The organism is Streptomyces sp. LARHCF249 (assembly GCF_052871255.1).
The window spans coordinates 727,056-750,508 of sequence record NZ_JBIXJQ010000003.1; the positions used below are offsets into that span (position 1 = coordinate 727,056).

The window sequence follows — 23,453 nt, forward strand, 5'->3', positions numbered from 1 at the left end:
GTGTCCGATTATCGGTCAGTGCACTCCGGCATTGAGGAACATTCCTCCGTCGACGACCAGAGTTTGTCCTGTGATCCATTCCGCTTGTGCAGATGTCAGAAATGCCGCCGCGCCGCCGATGTCCTCCGGCATCCCGAGCCGGCCGAGGGGGTAGGCGGCCGCGGCCTCCTGCTCCCGGCCCTCGTAGAGCGCCTGCGCGAACTTGGTCTTGACCACCGCCGGGGCGATCGCGTTGACCCGGACCCCGGGCGCCATCTCGTGGGCGAGCTGGAGGGTGAGGTTGACCATGGCGGCCTTGCTCATCCCGTACGCGCCGATGAAGGGCGAGGCGGAGACCCCGGCGATCGAGGCGATGTTCACGATCGCCCCGCCGTTCTCCTTCTGCCAGGCGTGCCAGGTCCGCTGGGCGAACCCGAGCGCCGAGATCACGTTGGTCTCGAAGACCTTCCGCGCGACTCCGAGGTCCAGGTCCGCGATCGGGCCGAAGACCGGATTGGTGCCGGCGTTGTTGATCAGGAAGTCGACCCGGCCGAAGGCCTCCATCGTGCGCTCGACGGCGAGGGCCTGGTGGGCCTCGTCGTGCGCCTTTCCGGCCACTCCGATCACCCGGTCGGCGCCGAGCCGCTCGACGGCCTCCTTGAGGGCGTCCTCGTTGCGCCCGGTGATGCAGAGCCGGTCGCCGCGGGCGACCAGCGCCTCGGCGATGCCGTAGCCGATGCCCCGGCTCGCTCCGGTGATCAGCGCGACCTTGCCGCTGTCGCTGCCGTTGTACGTCGTCATGGCGTACGCCCTGCCTCTCGTGAGCTCGTCAGTTGAGCGGGCCGCCGGCCACGTACATGACCTGGCCCGAGACGAAGCCGGCGGCCTCGCCCGTGAAGAAGGCGATGGCGTTGGCGATGTCGTCCGGGGTGCCGACGCGCTGGACGGGGATCTGGGTGGCGGCGGCGGCCTTGAAGTCCTCGAAGCCCATGCCGACGCGGGCGGCGGTCTGGGCGGTCATCTCGGTGGCGATGAACCCGGGGGCGACGGCGTTGGCGGTGACGCCGAACTTGCCGAGCTCGATGGCCAGGGTCTTGGTGAAGCCCTGCAGACCGGCCTTGGCGGCCGAGTAGTTGACCTGGCCGCGGTTGCCGAGCGCCGAGCTGCTGGAGAGGTTCACGATGCGGCCGAACTTGGCCTCCACCATGTACTTCTGACAGGCCTTCGACATCAGGAAGGCGCCGCGCAGGTGCACGTTCATGACCGTGTCCCAGTCGGTCTCGGTCATCTTGAAGAGCAGGTTGTCGCGCAGCACGCCCGCGTTGTTGACGAGGATGGTCGGGGCGCCGAGCTCGCCGGCGACGCGCGCGACGGCCGCCTCCACCTGGGCGCCGTCGGAGACGTCGCACCCGACCGCGAGGGCCTTGCCGCCGGCCGCCGTGATCGCCTCCACGGTGTCCTTGCAGGCCGCCTCGTCGAGGTCGAGTACGGCGACGGCCCGGCCCTCGGCGGCCAGGCGTACGGCGGTGGCCGCGCCGATGCCCCGGGCCGCCCCGGTCACGATCGCGACGCGCTGCTCGGTGGTGGACATGCTGGATCTCCTCGCCCTTGAGAGGCGGCCGCCCAGAGGTGAGCAACCGCTTAGTACCTTCAGCTGAGGAGACGCTAGGAGCCCTGGCACTCCGTGTCAACGGGGGCCCCGGCCTGGCGCGCTACCGGACCAGCAGGTCCAGCAGCCGTTCCACCTCCGCGGCCGGGTCCGCCGTGAGCCCCGTGTGCACGGGACCGGGCTGCACCACCGTGCTGCGCGGCGCGATCAGCCAGCGGAAGCGGCGGCCGGCGTCGTCACCCGCCGCCTGCCCCGCCGCGTCGCCGCCGCTGCACACGCCCTCGACCCCGCGCAGCGCCGCCCGCACCCCGGCCACATCGGCCTCCGGGTCCAGCGCGAGCAGCTTCGCCTCGTCGAGGTGGGTGCGCGCGGCGACGTACCCGTGCGCCCGGCAGTAGACGATCACGCCGGCGTTGAAACACTCGCCGCGTTCCATCCGGGGCACCACACGCACCAGCGCGTACTCGAACACGTCCCGCTTGTTCACTCGCTGTCGCTCTTCTTCAGGTGGGGCTGGGGGGCAAGGCGTTCGGCGAGCCAGCCGGGCGGTCCGGACCGCGGCTTCACCTCGGCCTCCATCGAGATCCTCTCGTGGATCGTGGCCGCGCGCGGCAGCAGCGCCTCCACATAGGCGCGGCGCAGCGCGTCGGTGGAGTCGAAGCCGGGCTCGTCCACCAGCCACTCGTCGGGCACGTCGACCGCGACCTCGGTGAGCAGCTCCTCGGTGACCAGCGGCGCGAGAGCGGCCGCGGCCGCCTCGATGTCCGGGCCCACCGGGGCCAGTACGTGGTCGGAGGCGTTGTACGGCTTGGCGGAGGCGGCCGGGGCGGTGGGCCAGTTGTGGTGCCAGATCATGGTGGCGCCGTGATCGATGAGCCACAGGTCGCCGTGCCAGACCAGCATGTTGGGGTTGCGCCAGGACCGGTCGACGTTGTTGACCAGGGCGTCGAACCAGACCACGCGCCCCGCCTCGACCGGGTCCACCCGGTAGGCGAGCGGGTCGAAGCCGATCGACCCGGGCAGGTAGTCCATGCCGAGGTTGAGCCCGCCGCTGGCCTTGAGCAGCTCCTGGACCTCCTGGTCGGGCTCGCCGAGCCCGATGACGGGGTCGAGCTGCATCTGCACCAGCCGCGGGACCCGCAGGCCCAGCCGCTGGGCCAGGCGGCCGCAGATGACTTCGGCGACCAGGGTCTTGCGGCCCTGGCCGGCTCCGGTGAATTTCATGACGTAGGTACCGAGGTCGTCGGCCTCGACGATTCCCGGGAGCGAGCCGCCCTCACGCAGGGGCGTGACGTAACGGGTCGCGATCACTTCGGACAGCATCCGCCCAGGTTACGGGGGTCAGGGCGCGGGAGCCCACTGATTGAGGAGGGCTTCGGCGGTGGTGATGGTCGCGACCAGCGCGAGGGAGTTGCGGATCACCTCGGCGGTGCAGGAGGCGGGCACCCCGGCGATGGCGTCGGCCGGGACCACGACCCGGTAGCCGAGGTTCACGGCGTCGAAGACGGTGTTCGGGATGGCGATGTTGGAGGAGACCCCGGTGACGACGAGGGTGCGGATGCCGAGGTTGCGCAGGAGGGCGTCCAGGTCGGTGCCGGCCATCGGGGACAGCCCGTGCAGGCGGCGGACCACCAGGTCCTGCTCGGCCACGACGAGGGGGGCGGCGAGCCGTACCGCCGCGGTCCCGGAGATCTGGCGCACGGGCAGTTTCCCGGCGGCGCGGAACAGCCGTGCGTTGGTGTTGGCCCCGCGCCCGTCCGGCCGCCGCTCGGCGACGGCGTGCAGCACTTGCACGCCGGCCGCGCGCGCCGCACCGGCCAGTGCGGCCACCCGCTCCAGCATTCCGGAGTCCCGGGCCTCCTTCGCGAGCTCGGGCAGCGCGCTCTCCTCGCCGACGACGCCGTTCTGGCACTCGACGGTGAGCAGCGCGGTGGTGGCGGGATCGAGATCCGGCATGGCTCCCCCTGGCGTATCGGCCGACGAGCCCGCATGATTCCTGACACACAGTCAGATGTGAAGGGGTGCGGGACGGATGGACGCGACAGGGCCGGGAAGGACACAGCGGCGGGGCCGCCGGATCATGATGACCGACGAGGAGGTGGACGCCTTCCTGCGCGAGCAGCGCACGTGCCGCGTGGCCACGGTCTCCCCGGACGGCCGGCCGCACGTGGGCGCCCTGTGGTTCGCCTGGGACGGCAGCTCGCTGTGGCTCTATTCGATCACCCGCAGCCGGCGCTGGTCCGACCTGCGCAAGGACCCCCGGATATCGGTGGTCGTGGACTCCGGGGAGGCGTACGACGAACTGCGCGGCGTGGAACTGTCCGGCAGCGCCGTCTTCGTGGGCGAGGCCCCCCGCACCGGTGAACCCTGCCCGGAGCTGGCGGAGGCCGAGCGGATCTTCCCGGTCAAGAACTTCGGCATCGAGGAGATGCCGCACGACGGGCGGCACGCCTGGATCCGGCTGACCCCGGAGTCGATCGCCTCCTGGGACTTCCGCAAGCTCTAGGTCGTCTCTTTCGGATCTTGCTCCCCCAGCTACCGCTGGGAGGTGCCCCCGGTTAAGCCCGCGTCGTCCGGTGCCGTGCCTCGGCGCGCTGCCGGGGCTCCCGCGTACCGGACGTACTCGGGTGCTCCGGCAGTGCGGCGAGGTGCGGTGCCGGCGGCGCGGGTCAGGCAAGATCCGGAAGAGACGGCCTAGTGGTGCGGCCGGGCAGCGGCCTGCTTCAGCGCTTCGACGGCGGCGCGGATGGAGGGCCGGCGGTCGGCGTCCGCGCGCCAGACGGCGTACACGTGCCGGCGTACGGAGTCGCAGACCGGAAGCAGCCGCACCCCGGCGGGCGCCGGGCCGCGGCCCAGCTTCGGCGCCACGCACACGCCGAGCCCGGCCTCCACGAAGGCCAGCTGGGTGTGGTGCTCCTCGGCGATGTGGGCGATGCGCGGCTCGATTCCCGTGCCGCGCAGGGTGAAGACCAGCCATTCGTGGCAGAACTGGCCCTCGTTCCAGGAGATCCAGTCGTCGTCGGCGAACTCGGCGAGGGAGATCTCCGTACGGCCGGCCAGCCGGTGCCCGGCCGGGACCGCGATGTCGACGGTGTCGTCCAGCAAGTGCGTCCGGGTGAGTTCGGCGGGCACCGGCATCCGCTTGTTGTGCCAGTCGATGGCCAGCGCCAGGTCGAGGTCCCCTCGCACGACGGCGGCCATGCTCTCCTCGGGCTCCTGTTCGCGCACCAGCACCCGCAGGTCGGGGTGGTCGTCGCGCAGGGCGGACAGGGCCTGGGGCAGCAGGCCGCGCATGGCGGTCGGGAAGGCCCCGATGCGCAGCTCGCCGACCGCGCAGCCGCGCTGGGCCTCCACGTCGGCCTGGGCGAGCTCCACCTGGGAGATGATCCGGGCGGCGTGATCGGCGAGCAGCCGGCCGGCGTCGGTGAGCCGGACCCCGCGCCCGTTCCTGGCCAGCAGGGGCTGGCCGACCTCACGTTCGAGCTTGGCCATCTGCTGGGAGACCGCGGAGGTGGTGACGTGGAGCCCGTCGGCCGCGCCGCTGACCGAGCCGTGGCGGGCGAGGGCGTCGAGGGTGCGCAGGCGCTCCAGGTTCAACATGTAAGCGATGCTACGCCGTCACTGCGAGAAACTCTCGCTTGTCCTACGAAGTTGATGCGAGCACAGTCAGAGCCATGAGCGCACCCACCACCCCTCGGCCGGCCCTCTCCACGGCCTCCCTCCCCGCCACCGGGACCTCCCGCCGCGGCGTCCTGCCGGACTGGCGCGTCCGCTTCGCGATCCTGTCGGTGGTCTGGGGCTTCAGCTTCCTGCTGATCAAGGTGGGCACCGAGGCGTACGCGCCCTTCCAGGTGGCGCTGGGCCGGGTCCTGTTCGGGGCGCTCGCCCTCGCCGCCGTACTGCTGGTCCGCCGCGAGGCGCTGCCGCGCGGGCTGCGCACCTGGGGTCACCTCGGCGTGGCCGCCGTGCTGCTCAACACCGCCCCCTTCTCCCTGTTCGCGTACGCGGAGCTGAGCATCCCCTCCGGCCTGGCCGGCATCTGCAACGCCACCTCCCCGCTGTGGGGGATGGCGCTGTCGCTGGTCGCACTGTCGGAGGACCGCCCGACGCGCCGCCGCGTCGCGGGGCTGGGCCTGGGCTTCCTCGGCGTGCTGACCGTCCTCGGCGCCTGGCAGGGCTTCTCCGGGGTCGACGCCAAGGGCAACGCGTTCGCCCTGCTGGCCTCGTTCTGCTACCCCATCGGCTGGATCTACGTCCGCCGGACGCTGGCCGGGACCCCGGGCTCCCCGGTGGCCCTGACCGGCGGCCAGCTGATGGTCTCCACGCTGCAGCTCGCCCTGGTCAGCGCCCTGTTCACGTCGGCCCCGACGTCGTTCCCGCTCTGGCCGACCCTGTCGGTGATCGCCCTGGGCGCCCTCGGCACGGGCATGGCGCTGCAGATGCAGTACGCCCTGGTCGCGGAAGTCGGCCCGACCACGGCCCAGATGGTCACGTACTTCATCCCGGTCATCGCCACCACGGCGGGCGTCCTGGTCCTCGGCGAACAGCTGCACTGGAACACCCCGGTCGGCGCCGCCGTCGTCCTGGCCGGCGCCGCCCTCACCCAGACCCGCCCCGCCCCCCGCAAGCCGGGCTGAGCCCGGGGCGGCCGCGGGGCCTGGGGCGGGGGCCCAGGGCACGGGGGCGGCGGCTCAGACGTACCGGACCCCCGACGCCCCCGGCCGGACCGCCGCGGCCACGGCGTCGGCCAGACCCGGCACCTCCGCGACCGCCAGCCCCGACACCGTCAGCCGCACACCCGGTCCCGACTCGGCCCGGAACCGGGCCCCGGCGGTCACCGCCCAGCCCGCGGCCAGCAGCCGCGTCACCACCCCCGTCTCATCGGCCACCGGCACCCACACGTTCATCCCGCTCCGCCCGTGCGCCCGTATCCCCCGCTCGCGCAGCGCCGCGACCAGCGCGTCCCGCCGCTCCCCGTACGAGCTGGCCACCGCCGCCCGGTCCACCGCGCCGGAGGTCCACAGCTCGACCACCGCGTACTGCAGCAGCCGGCTCACCCAACCGGGCCCCAGCCGCTGCCGCCCCCGTACCCGGTCCAGCGTCACGGCGTCCCCCGTCAGCACCGCCAGCCGCAGGTCCGGCCCGTACGCCTTCGCCGTCGACCGGACCAGCGCCCAGTGCCGGGTGACCCCGCCCAGCGGGTGCAGCGGCAGATCCACGATCGCGTGCCCGTGGTCGTCGTCGATCACCAGCACCCCGGGGTGGCCCGCCAGCAGGGCCCGCAGTTCCCCGGCGCGCTCCGCGCTCACCGCGGCCCCGGTGGGGTTCTGCGCCCGCGAGGTCACCACCAGCGCCCGGGCCCCCGCCTCCAGGGCCCGCGCCACCGCGTCGGCCCGCGGCCCTTCGTCGTCGACGGCCACCGGCAGCACCCGCAGCCCGAGCGCCGCAACCAGGTCCAGCACGCTCCCCCAGCCCGGGTCTTCGACCGCGACCGCGTCCCCGGGGCGCAGGTGCGCGGCCAGGACCCGTTCGATCCCGTCCAGCGCACCCGAGGTCAGCGCGACCGGCCCGGCCGGCACCCCGTCCGCGTCGAGGTCGGCCCGGGCCAGCCGGGCCAGTTCCGGGTCGACCGGGTCCTGCCCGTAGAGGGGCGGCGCCTGGGCGTACCGCCGGGCGGCCGCCGCCAGCGCTCCGTCCAGCGGCGGGAGCAGCGACACGTCCGGATTGCCGTCCGTGAGGTCCCGTACGCCCGCCGGCACCGCCATCCGCAGCGCGTCCCGAGGCGCGCTCGACGGGCGGGCGCGCACCCGGCTGCCGCGCCGCCCGTCGGTCTCGATCACCCCGCGCTCGCGCAGGGTCCGGTACGCGGCCGCCACGGTGTTGGGGTTCACCCCCAGCTCGGCGGCCAGCTCCCGCATCGGCGGCAGCAGCACCCCCGGCGCGAGCGCGCCCGTTCCGACGCCCGCTTCGACACTGGCCGCGATATCCGATGCGCGGCGCCCGACAATCCGATACTCTCCTAGCACAAACAATATTATGCACTAATACAACGGAGTTCGCCATCATGACCGCCACGCCCGCCACGGAAGCGCCCGCGGCGTCCGAGCCGACCGCCTCGCCCGACGCGTACGAGCCCACCGACCGCACGGTCCCCACCCGCTCCCGCGACCGGGCGCGCTACGACCGCGAGACGGTGCACTCGATACTCGACCAGGCCTACGTCTGCCACCTCGGCTTCGTCCGCGACGGCGCGCCGGTGGTGCTGCCGACGCTCTTCGGCCGGGTCGGCGAGTCGCTCTACATCCACGGCTCCACCGGTTCGCGCCCGCTGCTCGCAGCCGGCAAGGCCGACCCGGGACTGCCGGTGTGCGTGACCGTGACCCACGTCGACGGCCTGGTGCTGGCCCGCTCTGCCTTCCACCACTCGCTCAACTACCGCTCGGTGGTCGTGCACGGCACGGCCTACCAGGTCACGGACGAGGAGGAGTGCCGGATGGCCCTGGACGCCCTCGTCGACCACGTGGTCCCGGGCCGCTCCGCCGACTCCCGGCCGGCCAACGCCAGGGAGCTCGCCGCCACCGCGGTGATCCGCCTGGACCTGACCGAGGTCTCCGCGAAGATCCGTACCGGCGGGCCGAACGACGACCCCGAGGACCTGGGACTGCCCTACTGGGCGGGCGTGGTCCCGGTCGCTCCGGCGTACGGCGCGCCGGTCCCGGCGGCCGAGCTGGCCCCCGGGACCGCCACTCCGGACTACCTCGCGGCGCTCTGACGCGACGCTTCGGGTACGTGGACGGGCCGCACCACCGGCCCGTCCACCGGCCCGTCCGCAGGCCGCCGCCCCTCCGCCGCGATCAGCGCGCCCACGGCCGCCAGCAGCAGTACGGTGCCCAGCACCACGGCGCCGGTCAGCCGCTCCCCGAGCAGCAGTACGGCGATGACGGCCGCGCTCACCGGCTCGATCAGCATGATCACGGACACGGTGGCGGCCCGCACGGCGGCGGCCCCGGTGAAGTAGAGCGCGTACGCCAGGGCCGTCGGCACGGTGGCGACGTACACCAGCAGCCAGAGCACCCGCCCCAGTTCGGCGGTGTGCGGCAGCAGCCCCTCCGCGGCCGCGAGCGGCAGCAGGCACACCGTGCCCACCGCGACCGACCAGGCGGTGGTCACCAGCGGATCCCCGCCCGCCCCGCGCCGCCCGAGCCAGCGGGCCCGCAGCGTCATCGCCGCGTACCCGGCGGCCGACAGCAGTGCCCAGACGACGCCGAGCGGGTGCACCTCGCCGCCCCCGCTCCCCAGCACCAGGACGGCGAGCCCGGCCAGCGCCCCGGCGACGGCGGCCACGCCGCCCTTGCCGAGCCGCTCGCCCATCCAGTACCGCGCCCCGAGCGCGATCAGCACGGGCCCGGCGCCGAGCGTGACGACGGTGCCGACGGCGAGCCCGGTCTCGCGCACGGCGGCGAAGTAGGCGGCCTGGAACAGGGTGAACAGCAGGCCGGTCACGATCAGAGAGCCGGCCGACGGCCGCACCCGCACACCCGCCCGCCCGGGACGGGGCCGGCGTACGGCGAGTACTCCCAGCAGCACCACGAGCCCGCCCGCGCACCGCCAGAACGACAGGGCGAGCGGACCGAGGTCACTGGCGAGGAAGAGGAGCGAGGCGGCCGCCCCGGCGGTGCCCCAGGCGGCTCCGGCGACGACGAGGTACAGCAGACTGCGCCCGGCAACGGGCGAATGGTTCGACACGTGGTTCTCCGCGCATGCGTGAAGGATGAGGAAAGCAGGTCATCTCTTCGCGGGCAGCGCTCACCGGCCCGGGAACTCCCCGGGCAGGGGTACTCGTTGGAGGAGGTCCGCCCGCGCTAGGCGGAGGCGGGAGGCGGAAGCACGGTCGAGGGCATGGGCGCCACCCTAGGCGCTCGTCGTCTCGCGGTCCACCACGGCCGGACCGACCCCGACCGGGGCGGCGGCCGGGGCGGGCCGCGAGGACTGCGCGATGAACGCGCCGCCCAGCACCAGCCCGCCGCCCACGATCTGCCAGGTGGAGAGGTGCTCCCCGAGCAGGATCCAGGCCAGCACGGTGGCGACGACCGCCTCGAGGAAGGCCACCACGCCCGCGATCTGCGGCGACAGCCTGCGTACGGAGACCACGCCGGTCAGATACGCGAAAACGGTCGCGACCAGCACCACCCAGCCGAGCAGCACCCGCGCGGGGACCATGGTGTCGCCCACGGCGGCCTCGCCGCCCAGTACCTGCCAGTCGATCTCCCACGGCCGGGCGATCACCGTCATCACGAGGGCGCCGACGAGCATGCCGTACGCGATCACTCCGAGCGGGTCGGGGGCGTCCTCCCTGTCCGCGCCCTGGTCGGCGAAGACGAAGTAGAAGGCCTGGCACAGGGCCGCGCAGAGGCCGAACAGGACGCCGAGCGCGTCGAGGCGCAGTCCGGCCCAGATCTCGACCACGCAGGCCAGGCCCACGACGGCCACGGCCGCCCCGGCGGCGGCGCCCCGCGTCACGGGCTTGCGCTGTACGAAGCGGATGTAGCCGAGCAGCAGCGCCGGGCCGAGGTACTCCAGGAGCAGGGCCACGCCGACGGGGATCCGGGACAGCGAGGCGAAGTAGAAGGCCTGGACGCCGGCGACGGCGACCAGCCCGAAGCCCGCGAGCAGCGCGGGCCTGCGCAGGACGAGGGCACGGTGGCGCCAGGCCAGCGGGGACAGCACGAGCGCTGCCCCGGCCACCCTGAGCCAGACCATGTGGAGGGGGTCCAGACCCGCCTCGATCAGCGGCTTCGCCGCCACTCCGGAACCACCGAACGCAACCGCCGAGACGAGGGCGAGGCCCAGTCCGGCGTTCTTCCCTGACGCTTGCATCGGGCCATCATGGCAGGGCCCGTCAGGAGCGTCACGGCCGTGGCACCTGTTGAGACGCAGACGAGACCTCGGCCTGTGCACCCCTCCGATATCTGACAGGTCGTCAGTATTGAATGTTCCGCCCACCGGGGCTACGTTCCGCCGCACGTACCCGACGAGAAGGGGTGGTCGCATGGCCGAAGTCACCGCGGAATCACGCATCGAGGCGTCCGCCGCGAAGCTCTGGACCCAGCTGACGGACTGGGACGCGTACGGCCAGTGGAGCATGACCCACACCAATTTCCCGAAGGGCGGCCCGGAGGCCCTCGCGATCGGCGCCACCTTCGCCGAGAACATGAAGATGATGGGCTTCCCGGCCGAGGTCGTCTGGACCGTCTCGGAGCTGGAGGACGAGCGCGTCTTCGCCATCACCGGCAAGGGCCCGATGGGCGTGGCCGTCCTGACCCGGTACACCCTGGTCCCGGACGGCGGGGCCACCACCGTCCGCATCGACGGCGAGTTCACCGGAGCGGCCGTCTCCCTGATGGCGGGCAAGCTCAAGGACTCGGCCACCGCCGCACTGAACGAATCGCTGCGCAAGCTGGCCGGCCTGGTCGCCTGACCCCCTTCGCCCCCCGCACGGCCCGGACGATCGCAGCGGCGCGCCCCGCGCCTCACCCGCGGGGCGCGCCGTCGTGTGTGAGGGGCGGGTGGACCGAGCCGGGGCCGGGTCTCCTGGATCGTCTCGTAGCCGTGCACCGGTCCAGTCACCTCGGATTGGCCTTTGGCGGTGCTCGAGAAGCCGCCCTACGGTCGGTCCATGCGCATCCGAATCGTCGACGCCTTCACCGACCGCCCCTTCCACGGGAACCCCGCCGGAGTCCTGCTCCTCGACACCGCGTTCCCGCCGGACGCCTGGCTCCAGCAGGTCGCCTCCGAGGTGAACCTCTCCGAGACCGCTTTCGCCCACCCCCTGCCGCCCGGCTCGGACGCCGACTGGGCGCTGCGCTGGTTCACCCCGGCCGCCGAGGTCGACATGTGCGGGCACGCGACCCTCGCCACGGCGCACGTCCTCGCCGCGGACGGCCTGGCCGACGGGCCGGTCCGCTTCACCGCCCGCTGCGGCATCCTCACGGCCGAAACCGCCGCGGACGGGGCCGTCACCCTGGACTTCCCGACGTCCTCGCTCACCCCGGCCGCGGCTCCGGCCGCCGTGGAGCACGCGCTCGGCGGCGCCCCGATCCTGTCCGTACACGACACCGCCGCCCACATCGGCGACCTGCTGATCGAGCTCGCCGACGAGAAGACCGTCAGCGAACTGCAGCCGGACCACGCCGCGCTGCGCGCCTTCGCCAAGCGCGGGGTGATCGTCACCGCGCCCGCCGAGGATCCCTCCCGCGGGTACGACTTCGTCTCGCGCGGCTTCTTCCCGGCCTTCGGGATCGACGAGGACCCGGTCACCGGCAGCGCCCACACCGCGCTCGCCCCGTTCTGGGCCGAGCGCCTGGGCCGCACCGAGCTGACCGGCCTCCAGGGCGGCGCCCGCCGGGGCCTCGTACGGGTGAAGCTGGCGGGCGGGCGCACCCTGTTGACCGGCCACGCGGTCACGGTCCTGGACGGGGACCTCCTCACCGCCCCCTGACCGGGCCGGCCGGTCGGCTACGGCGTCGGCAGCCAGCCGACCTTGCCCGCGAGCAGCGCGTACCCGCCGAAGGCCACGACGTCGAGCAGCGCGTGCGCGACGACCAGGGGCCCCACCCGGCCCCAGCGGCGGTAGGCCAGGACGAAGACGACGCCCATCACCACGTTGCCGATGAAGCCGCCGATGCCCTGGTAGAGGTGGTAGGAGCCGCGCAGCAGCGAGCTGGCCAGCAGCGCCGCCGTCGGCGACCAGCCGAGCTGGTCCAGCCGCCGCAGCAGGTAGGCCAGCACGATGACCTCCTCCACCACGGAGTTCTGCACCGCGGAGAGGATCAGTACGGGGAACTTCCACCACACGTCGGGCAGGGCCTCCGGCACCACCGTGAGGTTGAATCCGCCTGCCCAGGCCGCCAGGTAGAAGAGCAGCCCGGCGCTCCCGATCCCGGCCGCGACGAGCGCGCCCCGCGCCAGGTCCCACACCGGCCGGGTGCGGTCGAAGCCCAGCACCCGCAGCCCCGGCGCACCCTCGCGGGTCAGCAGGTGCGCCACCAGCAGTACGGGGACCAGTGCGGTCGCGATGCCGAACAGCTGCCAGGCCAGGTCCAGCCAGGGCCGGCCGGGCGCGTACGAGCCGTTGAGCGTGGCGGCCTGGTCTCCCAGCCCGCCCGGCTTGGTGAGCGAGCCGATGAAGCTGATGAGCGCCGAGACCCCGCTCGCGCCCAGCGACAGCGCCAGGACGATCAGGGTCTCGGTGCGCAGAAGACGCCGCGGCCCGTCTGTGCCCAGCTCCACGACCACCGGCTCCCGCTCCGCCCGCACGCCCGACTCCCGTCCTGCCATTCCGCTGCGACCACCCCATACTGCCTCCTCGGCGGGCGGGCCGAGCGGTACGGGGGGCTCAGCGTCCGGCCGGCACCTCCCCGTCGCCCAGCCCGACGGGCCAGGTGTGCACGGGGTCGCCCTTGTGCATCAGCTCGCTGTAGCGCCGCGTCGTCGCCGCCAGGGCCGCGTCGCGGTCCAGCCCGGACGCGAGCGCCCGGTGGTAGGTGTCCACCTGCCAGGTCGCCCCGTTCGCCCGCCGCCGGCAGCGCTCCTCGATGATGCCGAGGTAGCGGTCCCGGTCCGCGGGCTCTATGCCCCAGGCGTCCAGGCCGGCCGCCGCCATCGGCAGCAGCTCGTCCAGGACCAGCCGCACGGCGGGCACGCTCGCCAGTCCCCCGGCCCGGCCCCGGCGCGGCCAGCGCAGCCGCGCGTCGATCCCGTACCGGCAGGCCGCGTCGAAGTTGGCCTCCGCCTCGGCGAAGGGCAGCCGGGTCCACACCGGGCGCGGCTCGTCGGCGAGGGTGCGTACGAGTCCGTAGTAGAAGGCGGCGTTGGCGACGACGTCGGCGACCGTGGGCCCGGCCGGCAGCACCCGGTTCTCCACCCTCAGGTGCGGCACTCCGTCCGCGACCCCGTACACGGGCCGGTTCCACCGGTAGACGGTGCCGTTGTGCAGGACCAGCTCCTGCAGCCCGGGCACCCCGCCCTCGGCGAGCACCCGCAGCGGCTCCTCCTCGTCGCAAATGGGCAGCAGGGCGGGGAAGTAGCGGACGTTCTCCGCGAACAGCTCGTACGCCGAGTCCACCCAGCGCTCCCCGAACCAGGTGCGCGGCCGCACCCCCTGCGCCTGGAGCTCGGGCGGCCGGGTGTCGGTGGCCTGGGTGAACAGCGGCGGGCGGGACTCCCGCCACAGCTCGCGGCCGAACAGGAACGGCGAGTTCGCGCCCACGGCTATCTGTGCGGCGACCACCGCCTGGGCCGCGTTCCACACGTCCGCGAACCGCGCCGGGGTCACCTGGAGGTGCAGCTGCACGGAGGTGCAGGCGGCCTCCGGGACGATCGACCCGGTGTTCCAGACCAGCCGCTCGACGCCGTCGATGTCGAGTGTGAAGTCCTCTCCGCGCATCATCACGATCTGCTCGTTGAGCAGCGAGTAGCGGTCGACCGCCGAGAGGTTGGCAGTGACCAGGTCCTCGCGGGTGATCGTCGGGAGAATGCCGATCATCACCACCCCGGCGTCGATCTCCGCGGCCTGCCGGTGGGCATATCCCAGACCCGCGCTGAGTTCCTCGGCGAGCTGATCGAATACCCGGCCGCCGAGGCGGTGCGGGAGGACGTTCACCTCCAGGTTGAACATTCCGAGTTCGGTCTGGAAATCAGGGCTCGCAATCCGCTCCAGCACCTGGGCATTCACCATTCTCGGCAAACCGTCGGCGCCCGCGAGATTCAGTTCGATCTCCAGTCCCATCATGTTCTTGGGGCGATCGAACCTCTTCTCCGCCAGAAGTCGCTCCAGTCCCTCCAGGCACTCGTGCAGCTTCCTTCGATACCGCTGCCGATCGGACAGGTCGAATCCGCCTGCCACGACCTTTTCCCCCATCGAAGCGTCCCTCCCTCGAGCGGACCTGGCCCGGTGCGCCCAGGCCCGCATGTACGGTCGATGATGCCCCGGCAGCGTGATTCATAACGCGGCGGGGGCGTGCGTGGCGAGGAGCGCGCGCCGGTTTGGCCGACAGGCGTTTTGGCACATTCACCTGGCAAGTCGGCTCACGCACATTCCGCGTTGACTTTGCCCGTTCCGGATAACCGACGCTTTCCAGCCGAGCCCCTTTCCGGTAACCTCCGAGGTCAGCGCGGCATGTTCGCGCCTATCCGGCATGAATGCCATGTCAGCGGGACCGGTAAGCGCCTTGTCGGCAATAGGCGGGACAGCTAGCCGAAACACTGCGTGAACACATGTCGTATAAACTCCGCAAACGAGGCAGAGAGTTGGCGCGCGGCCATTGCCCCTCAGCCCCCCTCTGGCCCCAGAATGCGACAGCGCCGTCCGCACCTGCCCCCGTTCCACAGGTCTCCCAAGTGAGAGGCGACCCACCATGCCGCTGCATGTCCCTCCGGCCCCCGCGCCCGCCCTGCGCAGCGTCCTCGCGGCTCTCGGTTCCCCCACCGCCGTCCACGAGGCACACACTCCCGCCCTGCGCGCCCTCCAGGGGCCGGTGACCGCCGAACTCCCCCTTCCGGTCCACGTCCTCGACCGGTTGAACATCTCGGACCGGGCGTCCGGCGTCAGGCCGCCCCGTACCCGCCTGACGGGCTGGCGGTTCCTCATCCGCAGCGGTGACCGCTACGTCGCGGCCGCCGACACCCGGCTCACCCCGGACGGCTGGGCCTTCTCCCACTTCTTCGAGGGCCCCTACGTGGCGGCCACGGAACGCGCCCTGCGCCAGGCCGAGTCGCTCAGTACGGCGTACCAGCCGCGGCTGCTGTCCGTACCCGAGCTGTACATGCTGACCCTGTGGCTGCACGGCGCGGTGGGCGCCGACGCCTCCGCCGGCCTGCCCGCGGCCGAGGACCTGCTGGTCCCGCTCGCCCCGGCCCCGCCCGGCATCGCCGCGTACCGGCCGCATCCGGTCTCCGAGCTGCTGCCCGTCATGACCCACCGGCTGACCCCCAGGGCCGCGCCGGCCCCGCCCTCGGTCCCGCCCTCGCTGGCCGCGCCGGCGGCCTGACCCGGGCCTTCACCCGAGTGACCCATTCGGCCTAGTCCGCTCGGGCCACTTGCGAACCATCCAAAATGACAGGGGAGTTGGCCTGAACCGCCCGCACGAGTGATGCGTCATCAATCTATGAGGACAGCTGCCGGGAAATACCTGCGAAGCGGCTGTCGTGGGGGAAGACTGAGGACACGCTCCCCGCGGGTGCGGGGATGACCCAGGGGGACGGCCATGAACGACGCATCGAGCCGTAGCACGCAGACCACACCGCAGCGAAAGAACGCATCCATGTGCCAGCACCAGCCAGCCTGCCCGTCAGCCGAATCCGCCGACCGGGAGGCAGCGCTCCCGGTGGCCAACCACCCGGAACAGGGCTGGAGCCTGCTGTGCAACGGCGTCCTGCTCTTCGAGGACACCGGTGAGCTGCTGCCGGACGGCCAGATCATCGCCCCGCACCGCCCGCTCGCCGCGGCCCACGTGATGAAGGCCGCCTAGCCAACCGGCAAACGACGAAGGGGCCGGTCCGGGAGAACTCCCGGACCGGCCCCTTGCTCATGCTCAGTTGTCGTACTCGTCCAGCGGCGGGCAGGAGCACACCAGGTTCCGGTCGCCGAACGCGCCGTCGATGCGGCGCACCGGCGGCCAGTACTTCTCCGCAGCCGTGACGCCGGCCGGGAAGACGGCCTCGTCACGGGTGTACGGGTGGTTCCACTCGCCGCCCAGCGCCGCCGCGGTGTGCGGGGAGTTGGCCAGCGGGTTGTCGTCCGCCGGCCACTCGCCGGCCGCGACCCGCTCGATCTCGCCGCGGATGGCGATCATCGCGTCGCAGAAGCGGTCGATCTCGGCGAGGTCCTCGGACTCCGTCGGCTCGATCATCAGCGTGCCGGCGACCGGGAAGGACATGGTCGGCGCGTGGAAGCCGTAGTCGATCAGGCGCTTGGCGATGTCGTCCACGCTCACGCCCGTCGCCTTCGACAGCGGACGCAGGTCGATGATGCACTCGTGCGCGACCAGGTTGCCCGGGCCGGTGTAGAGCACCGGGTAGTGCGGCTCCAGGCGCTTGGCGATGTAGTTGGCGCCGAGCACCGCCACCTGGGTGGCGCGCTTGAGGCCCTCGCCGCCCATGAGGCGCACGTACGACCAGGAGATCGGCAGGATGCCGGCCGAACCCCACGGGGCCGCCGAGATCGGGCCCACGCCCGTCTCGGGACCGGCGCTCGGCTGGAGCGGGTGGTTCGGCAGGTACGGGGCCAGGTGCGCCCGGACACCGACCGGGCCGACGCCCGGGCCGCCGCCGCCGTGCGGGATGCAGAAGGTCTTGTGCAGGTTCAGGTGCGAGACGTCGCCGCCGAAGTGACCGGGCTTGGCCAGGCCCACCAGGGCGTTGAGGTTGGCGCCGTCGACGTAGACCTGGCCGCCGGCCTCGTGCACCTGGGCGCAGATGTCGGCGACGTGCTCCTCGAACACACCGTGCGTCGAGGGGTAGGTGATCATCAGCACGGCGAGCTCGTCGCGGTACTGCTCGATCTTGGCGCGCAGGTCGTCCGCGTCCACCTCGCCGTCGTCGGCGGTCTTGACGACGACGACCTTCATGCCGGCCATCACGGCGCTGGCGGCGTTGGTGCCGTGCGCGGAGGACGGGATGAGGCAGACGGTGCGCTGCTCGTCGCCGTTCGCGCGGTGGTAGGCGCGGACGGCCAGCAGACCGGCGAGCTCACCCTGCGAGCCGGCGTTCGGCTGGATGGAGACCTTGTCGTAGCCGGTGACCTCGCAGAGACGTTCCTCCAGCTCGTTGATGAGCGTGAGGTACCCCTCGGCCTGCTCCACCGGGGCGAACGGGTGCAGCTGGCCGAACTCGGGCCAGGTCACCGGCTCCATCTCGGTGGTCGCGTTGAGCTTCATCGTGCAGGAGCCCAGCGGGATCATGCCGCGGTCCAGCGCGTAGTCCTTGTCCGAGAGCTTGCGCAGGTAGCGCAGCATCGCGGTCTCGGAGCGGTGCTGGTGGAAGACCGGGTGGGTCAGGTAGTCGTCCGAGCGCAGCAGGCCCTCGGGCAGCGTGTCCACCGTGGTCTCGTCCAGCGCCTCGATGTCGGCGGTGACGCCGAAAGCGGCCCAGACGGCCTCGACGTCCGCGCGCAGGGTGGTCTCGTCGCAGGCGGCGGAGACGTGGTCGGCGTCGGCCTGGTACAGGTTGACCCCGCCCTCGCGGGCGGCGGCGACGACCTCGGCCGCGCGGCCCGGGACCCGGGCCGTGATCGTGTCGAAGTACGCGCCGTGCACGATCTCGACCCCGCCGGCCTGCAGGCCCGCGGCGAGGAGAGCGGCGTAGCGGTGGGTGCGGCGGGCGATCGTCCGCAGGCCGTCGGGGCCGTGGTAGACGGCGTACATGGCGGCCATGACGGCGAGCAGCACCTGCGCGGTGCAGATGTTGCTGGTGGCCTTCTCACGGCGGATGTGCTGCTCGCGGGTCTGCAGCGCCAGGCGGTACGCCTTGTTGCCGTCCGCGTCCACGGAGACGCCGACGAGGCGGCCCGGCAGCGAGCGCGCGTGCTTGGCCTGGACGGCCATGTAACCGGCGTGCGGTCCGCCGAAGCCCATCGGGACACCGAAGCGCTGCGTGGTGCCGACGGCGATGTCGGCGCCCAGCTCGCCCGGGGAGGCCAGCAGGGTCAGCGCGAGCAGGTCGGCCGAGACGGTGACGATGGCACCGAGCTCGTGCGCCTGGTCGATCAGCGGCTTGATCTCCCGTACGGCACCGGAGGCGCCCGGGTACTGGAGCAGCACGCCGAAGACACCGCGCTCGGCGATCTCGGCCGGAATGCCGTCGCTCAGGTCGGCGACGACGACCTCGACACCGGTCGGCTCGGCGCGGGTCTCGATCACGGCGATGGTCTGAGGCAGCGCGTCCGCGTCGATCAGGAAGACGCCGCCCTTGACCTTGCCCACGCGGCGGGCGAGCGACATGGCCTCGGCGGCCGCGGTGCCCTCGTCGAGCAGCGAGGCACCGGAGGTCGGCAGCCCGGTGAGGTCGGCGACGACGGTCTGGAAGTTCAGCAGCGCCTCGAGGCGGCCCTGCGAGATCTCGGGCTGGTACGGCGTGTAGGCCGTGTACCAGGCGGGATTCTCCATCACGTTGCGCAGGATCACCGGCGGCGTGAAGGTGCCGTAGTAGCCGAGGCCGATCATCGGGGAGAGGACCTGGTTGCGGTCGGCGAGCGAGCGCAGCTCGGCCAGCACCTCGGCCTCGGTCCGCGCCTCGGGCAGGTTGAGCGCTTCGGCGGTCTTGATGACATCCGGCACCGCGGCGGCGGTCAGTTCGTCCAGGGAGCCGTAGCCCACCTGGGCGAGCATCTTCGCCTGCGCCTCGGCATCCGGGCCGATGTGGCGCTGCTCGAAGGGGATGCCTCGCTCCAGCTGGGAGAGCGGAATGCGGTTGGCGGTCATGTACGGAGGCCTCCTGGTCGTATGACCTGCGAGGGGCACCACGGCGCGGGCACCCGGACGGCCTCCCCCTCTGTCATCTCAACCTGAGAGTTTCACCGGCCGCCCGAGGGTCGCTCGAGAGAACCGGCTTTCACCGTCGGTGAGGAGCGGAACCGGCACTGAGCGCCCGGTACCCGACCCTGCTTTCCAGAGTGGCCTCGTCCGTGCGGTACGTATGCCTGAGAGATTCCGGGGAGGATTTGCTCCTTCGGCGCCTCCGTCTCGATCACTCGGAGGACTCTCCCGCACAGGGTCGACAGCCATCACCCAGCCTACCAGCGAGGATCTGGGCACTCCCCGAGTGGCCTCCTTTCCCGATATGCCCTTCTGTAGTCATTACGGAGGAGTTGCGACCATTTGGAGGGACCGTGCAGACCGACATCGATCCGCGCAGCCTGATCGGCCGCAAGGCGTTCGACCGCAATGGCACCAAGATCGGCACCATCGACGAGGTCTACCTCGACGACGCCACGGGAGTTCCGGAATGGGCAGCGGTCCGGACCGGCCTGTTCAGCCGGGACGCCTTCGTCCCGCTGGAGCCGAGCGAACTGGTCGGCGACACCCTGCGGGTGCCCTTCGACCGTTCCCTGATCAAGGACGCCCCCGATTTCGGCGTCGGCCGCCACCTCTCCCCCGAACAGGAGCTGCAGCTCTACCACCACTACGGCCTGGACGTGACCCTGCCCAGCGAGTTCCACCGCGACTTCGGCCGCCTGGCGGGCGACGAGGACCCGGCCTGATCCGATGGACAGACGCTAGGCCGCCTCGGGAGGCGGCTCCTCCCCCACCAGCGGCAGCGGATCGGACGGCTCCAGCTCGGGGTCGTCCACCCGGAAGGTCCGCACCCGGCCGACCTCCGATCCGGGCTGCTCGAACCGTACGGTCACCCGCCCCACTCCGCTGCCCTGCACCCACCCCGGCCCGTAGACCGCGTGCCGTACGTCGCTCCCGGCCGTCCAGCGCCGCTCGGGAGCGGCCTCGGGCCCCCCGGAAGGCTCCGCACCCTCCACGCCCTCCAGGGGCCCGACGGCGGCCCCACCCGCCCCACCGGGCTCGGCGGCCCCGTCGGGCTCAGCGGCCGCCCCCGCCTCCCCGCGCGGCTGGGCGGCGAGCGACTGGGACTGGGCGAACAGGTCCTCCTGCGTGTAGTCCGCCAGCCCGGTCACCCCCACGCCCAGCAGCCGCACCCCGCCCGTGGTGTCCACGCCCTCCAGCAGCCGCGCCGCCGCCTCGCGGACCACCGCGGGGTCGTCCGTGGGACCCCGCAGCGTCTCCGAGCGCGTCAGCGTCGAGAAGTCGTACCGGCGCACCTTCAGCACGATCGTGCGCCCCGAGTGCCCGGAGCCGCGCAGTCGCTGCACGCACCGGTCCGCGAGCCGCTGCACCTCGGTCCTGATCCGCACCCGGTCGTGCAGGTCCACGTCGAAGGTGTCCTCCACCGACACCGATTTCGCGTCCCGCTCCGCGACCACCGGCCGGTCGTCGATCCCCAGCGCCATCCGGTACAGCCCCACCCCGTGCGAGCGCCCGAGCATCCGCACGAGCTCGTCCTCCCCGGCCTCCGCCAGGTCCCCCACGGTGGTGATCCCGGCGCGGCGCAGGTGCTCACCGGTGGCCGGCCCCACCCCGGGCAGGGTCCGCACCGACATCGGCGCGAGGAGCTCGCGCTCCGTCCCCGGCTCGATCAGCAGCAGCCCCGCCGGCTTGGCCTCCTCGGACGCCACCTTGGCCAGCATCTTCGAGCCGGCGAGCCCCACCGACCCGCTGAGCCCCGTCGCGGCCCGGATGTCCGCCCTCAGCCGCTCCCCGGTGGCCCGGGCGGCCTTCGCGTCGAAGGCGACCCCGCCCGCCTCCAGGTCCACGAAGGCCTCGTCCAGGCTGAGCGGCTCCACCAGGGGCGACAGCTCCCGCAGCAGGGCCATCACCACGTCGCTGACCTGCCGGTAGAGCGTGAAGCGCGGAATCAGGTAGGCGCCGTTCGGGCAGAGCCGCCGCGCCTGGGCCATCGGCATCGCCGAGTGCACCCCGAACCGCCTGGCCTCGTACGAGGCGGTGGCGACGACCCCGCGCGGTCCGAGCCCGCCCACGATGACGGCCTTGCCCCGCAGGCTCGGCTTGGACGCCTGCTCCACGGACGCGTAGAAGGCATCCATGTCCAGATGCAGGATGGTCGGCGCGGCTCTCACATGCCCGATGCTGCCCTACGGGACTGACATTCGACCGGCCCGGCTCAACCGGCCCGGTTGCGGCGGGCGGCCAGTTCGTCCGCGGGGTTGTGCCCGACCAGCGTCTCGCCGGTGTCCACCCGCTCCCCGTGCAGCTGCGACAGCGCGCTCTCCACGTCGCGCCACACCACGCCCACGGCGATGCCGAAGACGCCCTGGCCGCCCTGGAGCAGGCTCACGACCTGATCCGGCGAGGTGCACTCGTACACGGTGGCGCCGTCACTCATCAGCGTCATCCGCTCGAGGTCCGAGAAGCCCCGGTCACGCAGGTGCTGCACGGCCGTACGGATGTTCTGCAGCGCCACACCGGTGTCCAGGAAGCGCTTGACGATCTTGAGGACCACCACGTCGCGGAAGCTGTACAGCCGCTGCGTCCCCGAACCGTAGGCGGGCCGCACGCTCGGCTCCACCAGCCCCGTCCGCGCCCAGTAGTCGAGCTGCCGGTAGGTGATGCCGGCCGCGGCACACGCCGTCGGCCCGCGGTAGCCGACCTGCTCGGGCGCCGGGTCGCCGCCCACCGGTCCGACCGGCGTCGACTCCGGCTGACGGCGCGCGGGACCGGCCGCACTGCCGTGCAGCGGGTACGGTCCACCGTCACTCCGTGCGGGGATGCCCCCGGTCGTACCGTCGCCCGTGATCCTCACGCCGACCCTCCGTCCTTGACCTGCCACCTTGAAGGTAGGCAGTCACCCGGGGTGCGTCAACGATCGCCACACTCGGCACGCCGAGTGATAATCACCCTGAGAGTGGTTTCCCGTATCCCTTTGCGGGGAAAGGCTACTCGAATGGGCTGACAGTTCCCGGTGGACGACGCGGCCGACGCGGCCGGCGCCTCACTGAGGGCCGGTACCGAAGTCCTCGGGCGAGATCTGGTCGAGGAACTCGCGGAACTTCTCCACCTCGTCCTCCTGCTCGTCCGGAATCGCGATCCCGGCGTCGTCGAGCACACCGTCACTGCCGTAGATCGGCGTCCCCGTCCGCAGGGCGAGGGCTATGGCGTCGGACGGCCGCGCGCTCACCTCGACCCCGCTGGCGAAGACGAGCTCCGCGTAGAAGACGCCCTCCCGCAGATCCGTGATCCGGACCTCGGTGAGCTCCTCGCCGATCGCCTCCAGCACGTCCTTGAAAAGGTCGTGCGTCAGCGGCCGGGCCGGCGCCATTCCCTGCTGCGCGAAGGCAATGGCGGTCGCCTCCCCAGGACCGATCCAGATGGGGAGGTACCGGTCGCCTCCCACTTCACGCAGGAGCACGATCGGTTGGTTGGAGGGCATTTCCACCCGGACACCCACAACGTCGAGCTCGTTCACACAGCAACCCTAGGACCTGCCCGGCAGGTTTGGGTAGTCGGGGCCCCTCCCTCACGGCAGCCGGACCCCGAGGGCGGTCTGCACCAAGGCCTCGTGGAGCCGTACGGAGAGCCCCGCGAGCTCCTTCATCGTGGCTTCCGCGTGCGCCCTGGTCTGGGGGTTGCGGTGCCGCCGCAGGGGCGCCACGACCTGCTCCACCAGGCCCGCCTCCCGGTCCGCGGCGGCCTTCATCGCGCGCAGGTGCCGCGGCTCCAGCCCGAACCGCCCCAGGTCGGCCACCAGCCGGGCCACCGTGACCGCCTCTGCGTCGAACCCGCCGCCCGGCGCCTCGGCGAGCAGCCCGTACGACTCCCACTCGACCAGCTGCACCTCGTCCACCCCGGCGGCCGCGATCAGCTCCGCACGGCCCACCCGGGCCACGGTGGGCCGCTCCCGGCCCACCTCGCCGTAGACGGCGGCAGGACCCGTCGGATCGACGGACTCCCCGTGCGGCGTGGGCGCCGGGATGCGGATCTGCTCACCGCGGGCCAGGGCGTCGAGCTGCTCGCGGATGACCTTCAGCGGCAGGTAGTGATCGCGCTGCAGACGCAGGATGCGCGCGAGGCGCTCCACGTCCTCGGTGCTGAACTTGCGGTATCCGGACGGTGTGCGCCGGGGCTCGACGAGCCCCTCCGCCTCCAGGAAACGGATCTTCGAGATGGTGACTTCGGGGAACTCGTCACGCAGCGTGGTGAGCACCGTGCCGATGCTCACCAGCCGCCCGGCCGAGCCGGCGGCGCCGTTCTTCGGGGCACCACCCGTCGGGGTACGCAGCATG

Annotated in this window: 24 protein-coding genes and 1 riboswitch; of the genes, 8 read left to right on the top strand and 16 right to left on the bottom strand. The window is 72.5% G+C overall.

Annotated elements, in window-relative coordinates; all coding sequences use genetic code 11:
- Positions 1–15: 15 nt before the first annotated feature.
- From ACIPUC_RS11615 to ACIPUC_RS11635, 5 genes are all read right to left on the bottom strand, one after another.
- Positions 16–780: an SDR family oxidoreductase gene (locus ACIPUC_RS11615; protein ID WP_446588827.1), complete on the bottom strand. Its 765-nt coding sequence runs from the start codon at positions 778–780 to the stop codon at positions 16–18.
- 28 nt (positions 781–808) lie between these two features.
- Positions 809–1,570 carry a 3-oxoacyl-ACP reductase FabG gene (gene fabG, locus ACIPUC_RS11620; RefSeq protein ID WP_446588829.1) on the bottom strand — a complete coding sequence of 254 codons (762 nt, stop codon included), beginning with the start codon at positions 1,568–1,570 and terminating at the stop codon, positions 809–811.
- A 121-nt stretch (positions 1,571–1,691) separates the two neighbouring features.
- Positions 1,692–2,075: a DUF3037 domain-containing protein gene (locus tag ACIPUC_RS11625; protein ID WP_446588831.1), complete on the bottom strand. Its 384-nt coding sequence runs from the start codon at positions 2,073–2,075 to the stop codon at positions 1,692–1,694.
- On the bottom strand, positions 2,072–2,911 hold the full coding sequence (locus ACIPUC_RS11630; protein ID WP_446588833.1) for a HipA family kinase: 840 nt from the start codon (positions 2,909–2,911) through the stop codon (positions 2,072–2,074). The genes ACIPUC_RS11625 and ACIPUC_RS11630 overlap by 4 nt, the downstream gene beginning before the upstream one ends.
- A gap of 18 nt (positions 2,912–2,929) precedes the next feature.
- A complete protein-coding gene (locus tag ACIPUC_RS11635) occupies positions 2,930–3,544 on the bottom strand; it encodes a cysteine hydrolase (RefSeq protein WP_446588835.1) in 615 nt (204 codons plus the stop codon).
- 76 nt (positions 3,545–3,620) lie between these two features.
- Here ACIPUC_RS11635 and ACIPUC_RS11640 point away from each other — a divergent pair, with 76 nt between their 5' ends.
- Positions 3,621–4,094 (top strand): pyridoxamine 5'-phosphate oxidase family protein, encoded by a 474-nt coding sequence (locus tag ACIPUC_RS11640; protein ID WP_446588837.1) that lies wholly within the window; start codon positions 3,621–3,623, stop codon positions 4,092–4,094.
- A 188-nt stretch (positions 4,095–4,282) separates the two neighbouring features.
- On the opposite strand, the gene ACIPUC_RS11645 is transcribed toward ACIPUC_RS11640, so the two are convergent.
- On the bottom strand, positions 4,283–5,188 hold the full coding sequence (locus tag ACIPUC_RS11645) for a LysR family transcriptional regulator (protein ID WP_446588839.1): 906 nt from the start codon (positions 5,186–5,188) through the stop codon (positions 4,283–4,285).
- Positions 5,189–5,262: 74 nt separating this feature from the next.
- Here ACIPUC_RS11645 and ACIPUC_RS11650 point away from each other — a divergent pair, with 74 nt between their 5' ends.
- Positions 5,263–6,225 carry a DMT family transporter gene (locus tag ACIPUC_RS11650; protein ID WP_446588841.1) on the top strand — a complete coding sequence of 321 codons (963 nt, stop codon included), beginning with the start codon at positions 5,263–5,265 and terminating at the stop codon, positions 6,223–6,225.
- Positions 6,226–6,279: 54 nt separating this feature from the next.
- Here ACIPUC_RS11650 and ACIPUC_RS11655 read toward each other — a convergent pair whose 3' ends face one another.
- Positions 6,280–7,614 carry an aminotransferase class I/II-fold pyridoxal phosphate-dependent enzyme gene (locus ACIPUC_RS11655; protein ID WP_446588843.1) on the bottom strand — a complete coding sequence of 445 codons (1,335 nt, stop codon included), beginning with the start codon at positions 7,612–7,614 and terminating at the stop codon, positions 6,280–6,282.
- Positions 7,615–7,652: 38 nt separating this feature from the next.
- On the opposite strand from ACIPUC_RS11655, the gene ACIPUC_RS11660 reads away from it, so the two are divergent.
- Positions 7,653–8,360, top strand: a complete 708-nt coding sequence (locus ACIPUC_RS11660) for a pyridoxamine 5'-phosphate oxidase family protein (RefSeq protein ID WP_446588845.1) — start codon at positions 7,653–7,655, stop codon at positions 8,358–8,360.
- Here the strand turns inward: ACIPUC_RS11660 and ACIPUC_RS11665 are convergent.
- Complete coding sequence (locus tag ACIPUC_RS11665; protein ID WP_446588847.1) at positions 8,342–9,334, bottom strand: DMT family transporter; 993 nt, start codon at positions 9,332–9,334, stop codon at positions 8,342–8,344. The genes ACIPUC_RS11660 and ACIPUC_RS11665 overlap by 19 nt on opposite strands.
- A 165-nt stretch (positions 9,335–9,499) precedes the next feature.
- Positions 9,500–10,465 carry an EamA family transporter gene (locus ACIPUC_RS11670; protein ID WP_446588849.1) on the bottom strand — a complete coding sequence of 322 codons (966 nt, stop codon included), beginning with the start codon at positions 10,463–10,465 and terminating at the stop codon, positions 9,500–9,502.
- A gap of 172 nt (positions 10,466–10,637) precedes the next feature.
- Here ACIPUC_RS11670 and ACIPUC_RS11675 point away from each other — a divergent pair, with 172 nt between their 5' ends.
- Together ACIPUC_RS11675 and ACIPUC_RS11680 are read left to right on the top strand one after the other, a co-directional pair.
- Positions 10,638–11,066 carry a type II toxin-antitoxin system Rv0910 family toxin gene (locus ACIPUC_RS11675; protein ID WP_446588851.1) on the top strand — a complete coding sequence of 143 codons (429 nt, stop codon included), beginning with the start codon at positions 10,638–10,640 and terminating at the stop codon, positions 11,064–11,066.
- A 198-nt stretch (positions 11,067–11,264) separates the two neighbouring features.
- Complete coding sequence (locus ACIPUC_RS11680) at positions 11,265–12,086, top strand: PhzF family phenazine biosynthesis protein (RefSeq protein WP_446588853.1); 822 nt, start codon at positions 11,265–11,267, stop codon at positions 12,084–12,086.
- 17 nt (positions 12,087–12,103) lie between these two features.
- Here the strand turns inward: ACIPUC_RS11680 and ACIPUC_RS11685 are convergent, their stop codons facing one another.
- Both ACIPUC_RS11685 and ACIPUC_RS11690 read right to left on the bottom strand, forming a co-directional pair.
- Positions 12,104–12,925: a CPBP family intramembrane glutamic endopeptidase gene (locus ACIPUC_RS11685; protein ID WP_446588855.1), complete on the bottom strand. Its 822-nt coding sequence runs from the start codon at positions 12,923–12,925 to the stop codon at positions 12,104–12,106.
- Positions 12,926–12,983: 58 nt separating this feature from the next.
- The gene (locus tag ACIPUC_RS11690) at positions 12,984–14,507 is read right to left on the bottom strand and encodes a glutamate-cysteine ligase family protein (RefSeq protein ID WP_446588857.1); all 1,524 of its coding nucleotides are present in this window, start codon (positions 14,505–14,507) and stop codon (positions 12,984–12,986) included.
- Between the two features lie 496 nt (positions 14,508–15,003).
- Here ACIPUC_RS11690 and ACIPUC_RS11695 point away from each other — a divergent pair, with 496 nt between their 5' ends.
- Entirely contained in the window at positions 15,004–15,636 is a 633-nt protein-coding gene (locus tag ACIPUC_RS11695) for a hypothetical protein (RefSeq protein WP_446588859.1), read from the top strand.
- Positions 15,637–15,909: 273 nt separating this feature from the next.
- Entirely contained in the window at positions 15,910–16,116 is a 207-nt protein-coding gene (locus tag ACIPUC_RS11700) for a DUF5999 family protein (RefSeq protein WP_446588861.1), read from the top strand.
- 63 nt (positions 16,117–16,179) lie between these two features.
- Here the strand turns inward: ACIPUC_RS11700 and gcvP are convergent, their stop codons facing one another.
- Positions 16,180–19,065, bottom strand: coding sequence for an aminomethyl-transferring glycine dehydrogenase (gene gcvP / locus ACIPUC_RS11705; protein ID WP_446588863.1), 2,886 nt, complete (start codon positions 19,063–19,065; stop codon positions 16,180–16,182).
- Between the two features lie 196 nt (positions 19,066–19,261).
- A riboswitch (glycine riboswitch) is annotated at positions 19,262–19,360 on the bottom strand.
- Positions 19,361–19,472: 112 nt separating this feature from the next.
- On the opposite strand from gcvP, the gene ACIPUC_RS11710 reads away from it, so the two are divergent.
- On the top strand, positions 19,473–19,844 hold the full coding sequence (locus tag ACIPUC_RS11710) for a PRC-barrel domain-containing protein (protein ID WP_446588865.1): 372 nt from the start codon (positions 19,473–19,475) through the stop codon (positions 19,842–19,844).
- Positions 19,845–19,859: 15 nt separating this feature from the next.
- Here the strand turns inward: ACIPUC_RS11710 and ACIPUC_RS11715 are convergent, their stop codons facing one another.
- The 4 genes from ACIPUC_RS11715 to ftsR all read right to left on the bottom strand — a co-directional run bounded on the left by ACIPUC_RS11715 (position 19,860) and on the right by ftsR (position 23,452).
- Positions 19,860–21,290, bottom strand: coding sequence for a DNA polymerase IV (locus tag ACIPUC_RS11715; RefSeq protein ID WP_446588867.1), 1,431 nt, complete (start codon positions 21,288–21,290; stop codon positions 19,860–19,862).
- A 44-nt stretch (positions 21,291–21,334) separates the two neighbouring features.
- Complete coding sequence (locus tag ACIPUC_RS11720) at positions 21,335–21,973, bottom strand: MerR family transcriptional regulator (protein WP_446588869.1); 639 nt, start codon at positions 21,971–21,973, stop codon at positions 21,335–21,337.
- A gap of 189 nt (positions 21,974–22,162) precedes the next feature.
- Positions 22,163–22,636: a bifunctional nuclease family protein gene (locus ACIPUC_RS11725; RefSeq protein WP_030009777.1), complete on the bottom strand. Its 474-nt coding sequence runs from the start codon at positions 22,634–22,636 to the stop codon at positions 22,163–22,165.
- Between the two features lie 51 nt (positions 22,637–22,687).
- Entirely contained in the window at positions 22,688–23,452 is a 765-nt protein-coding gene (gene ftsR, locus ACIPUC_RS11730; protein ID WP_446588872.1) for a transcriptional regulator FtsR, read from the bottom strand.
- Position 23,453: the final 1 nt, after the last annotated feature.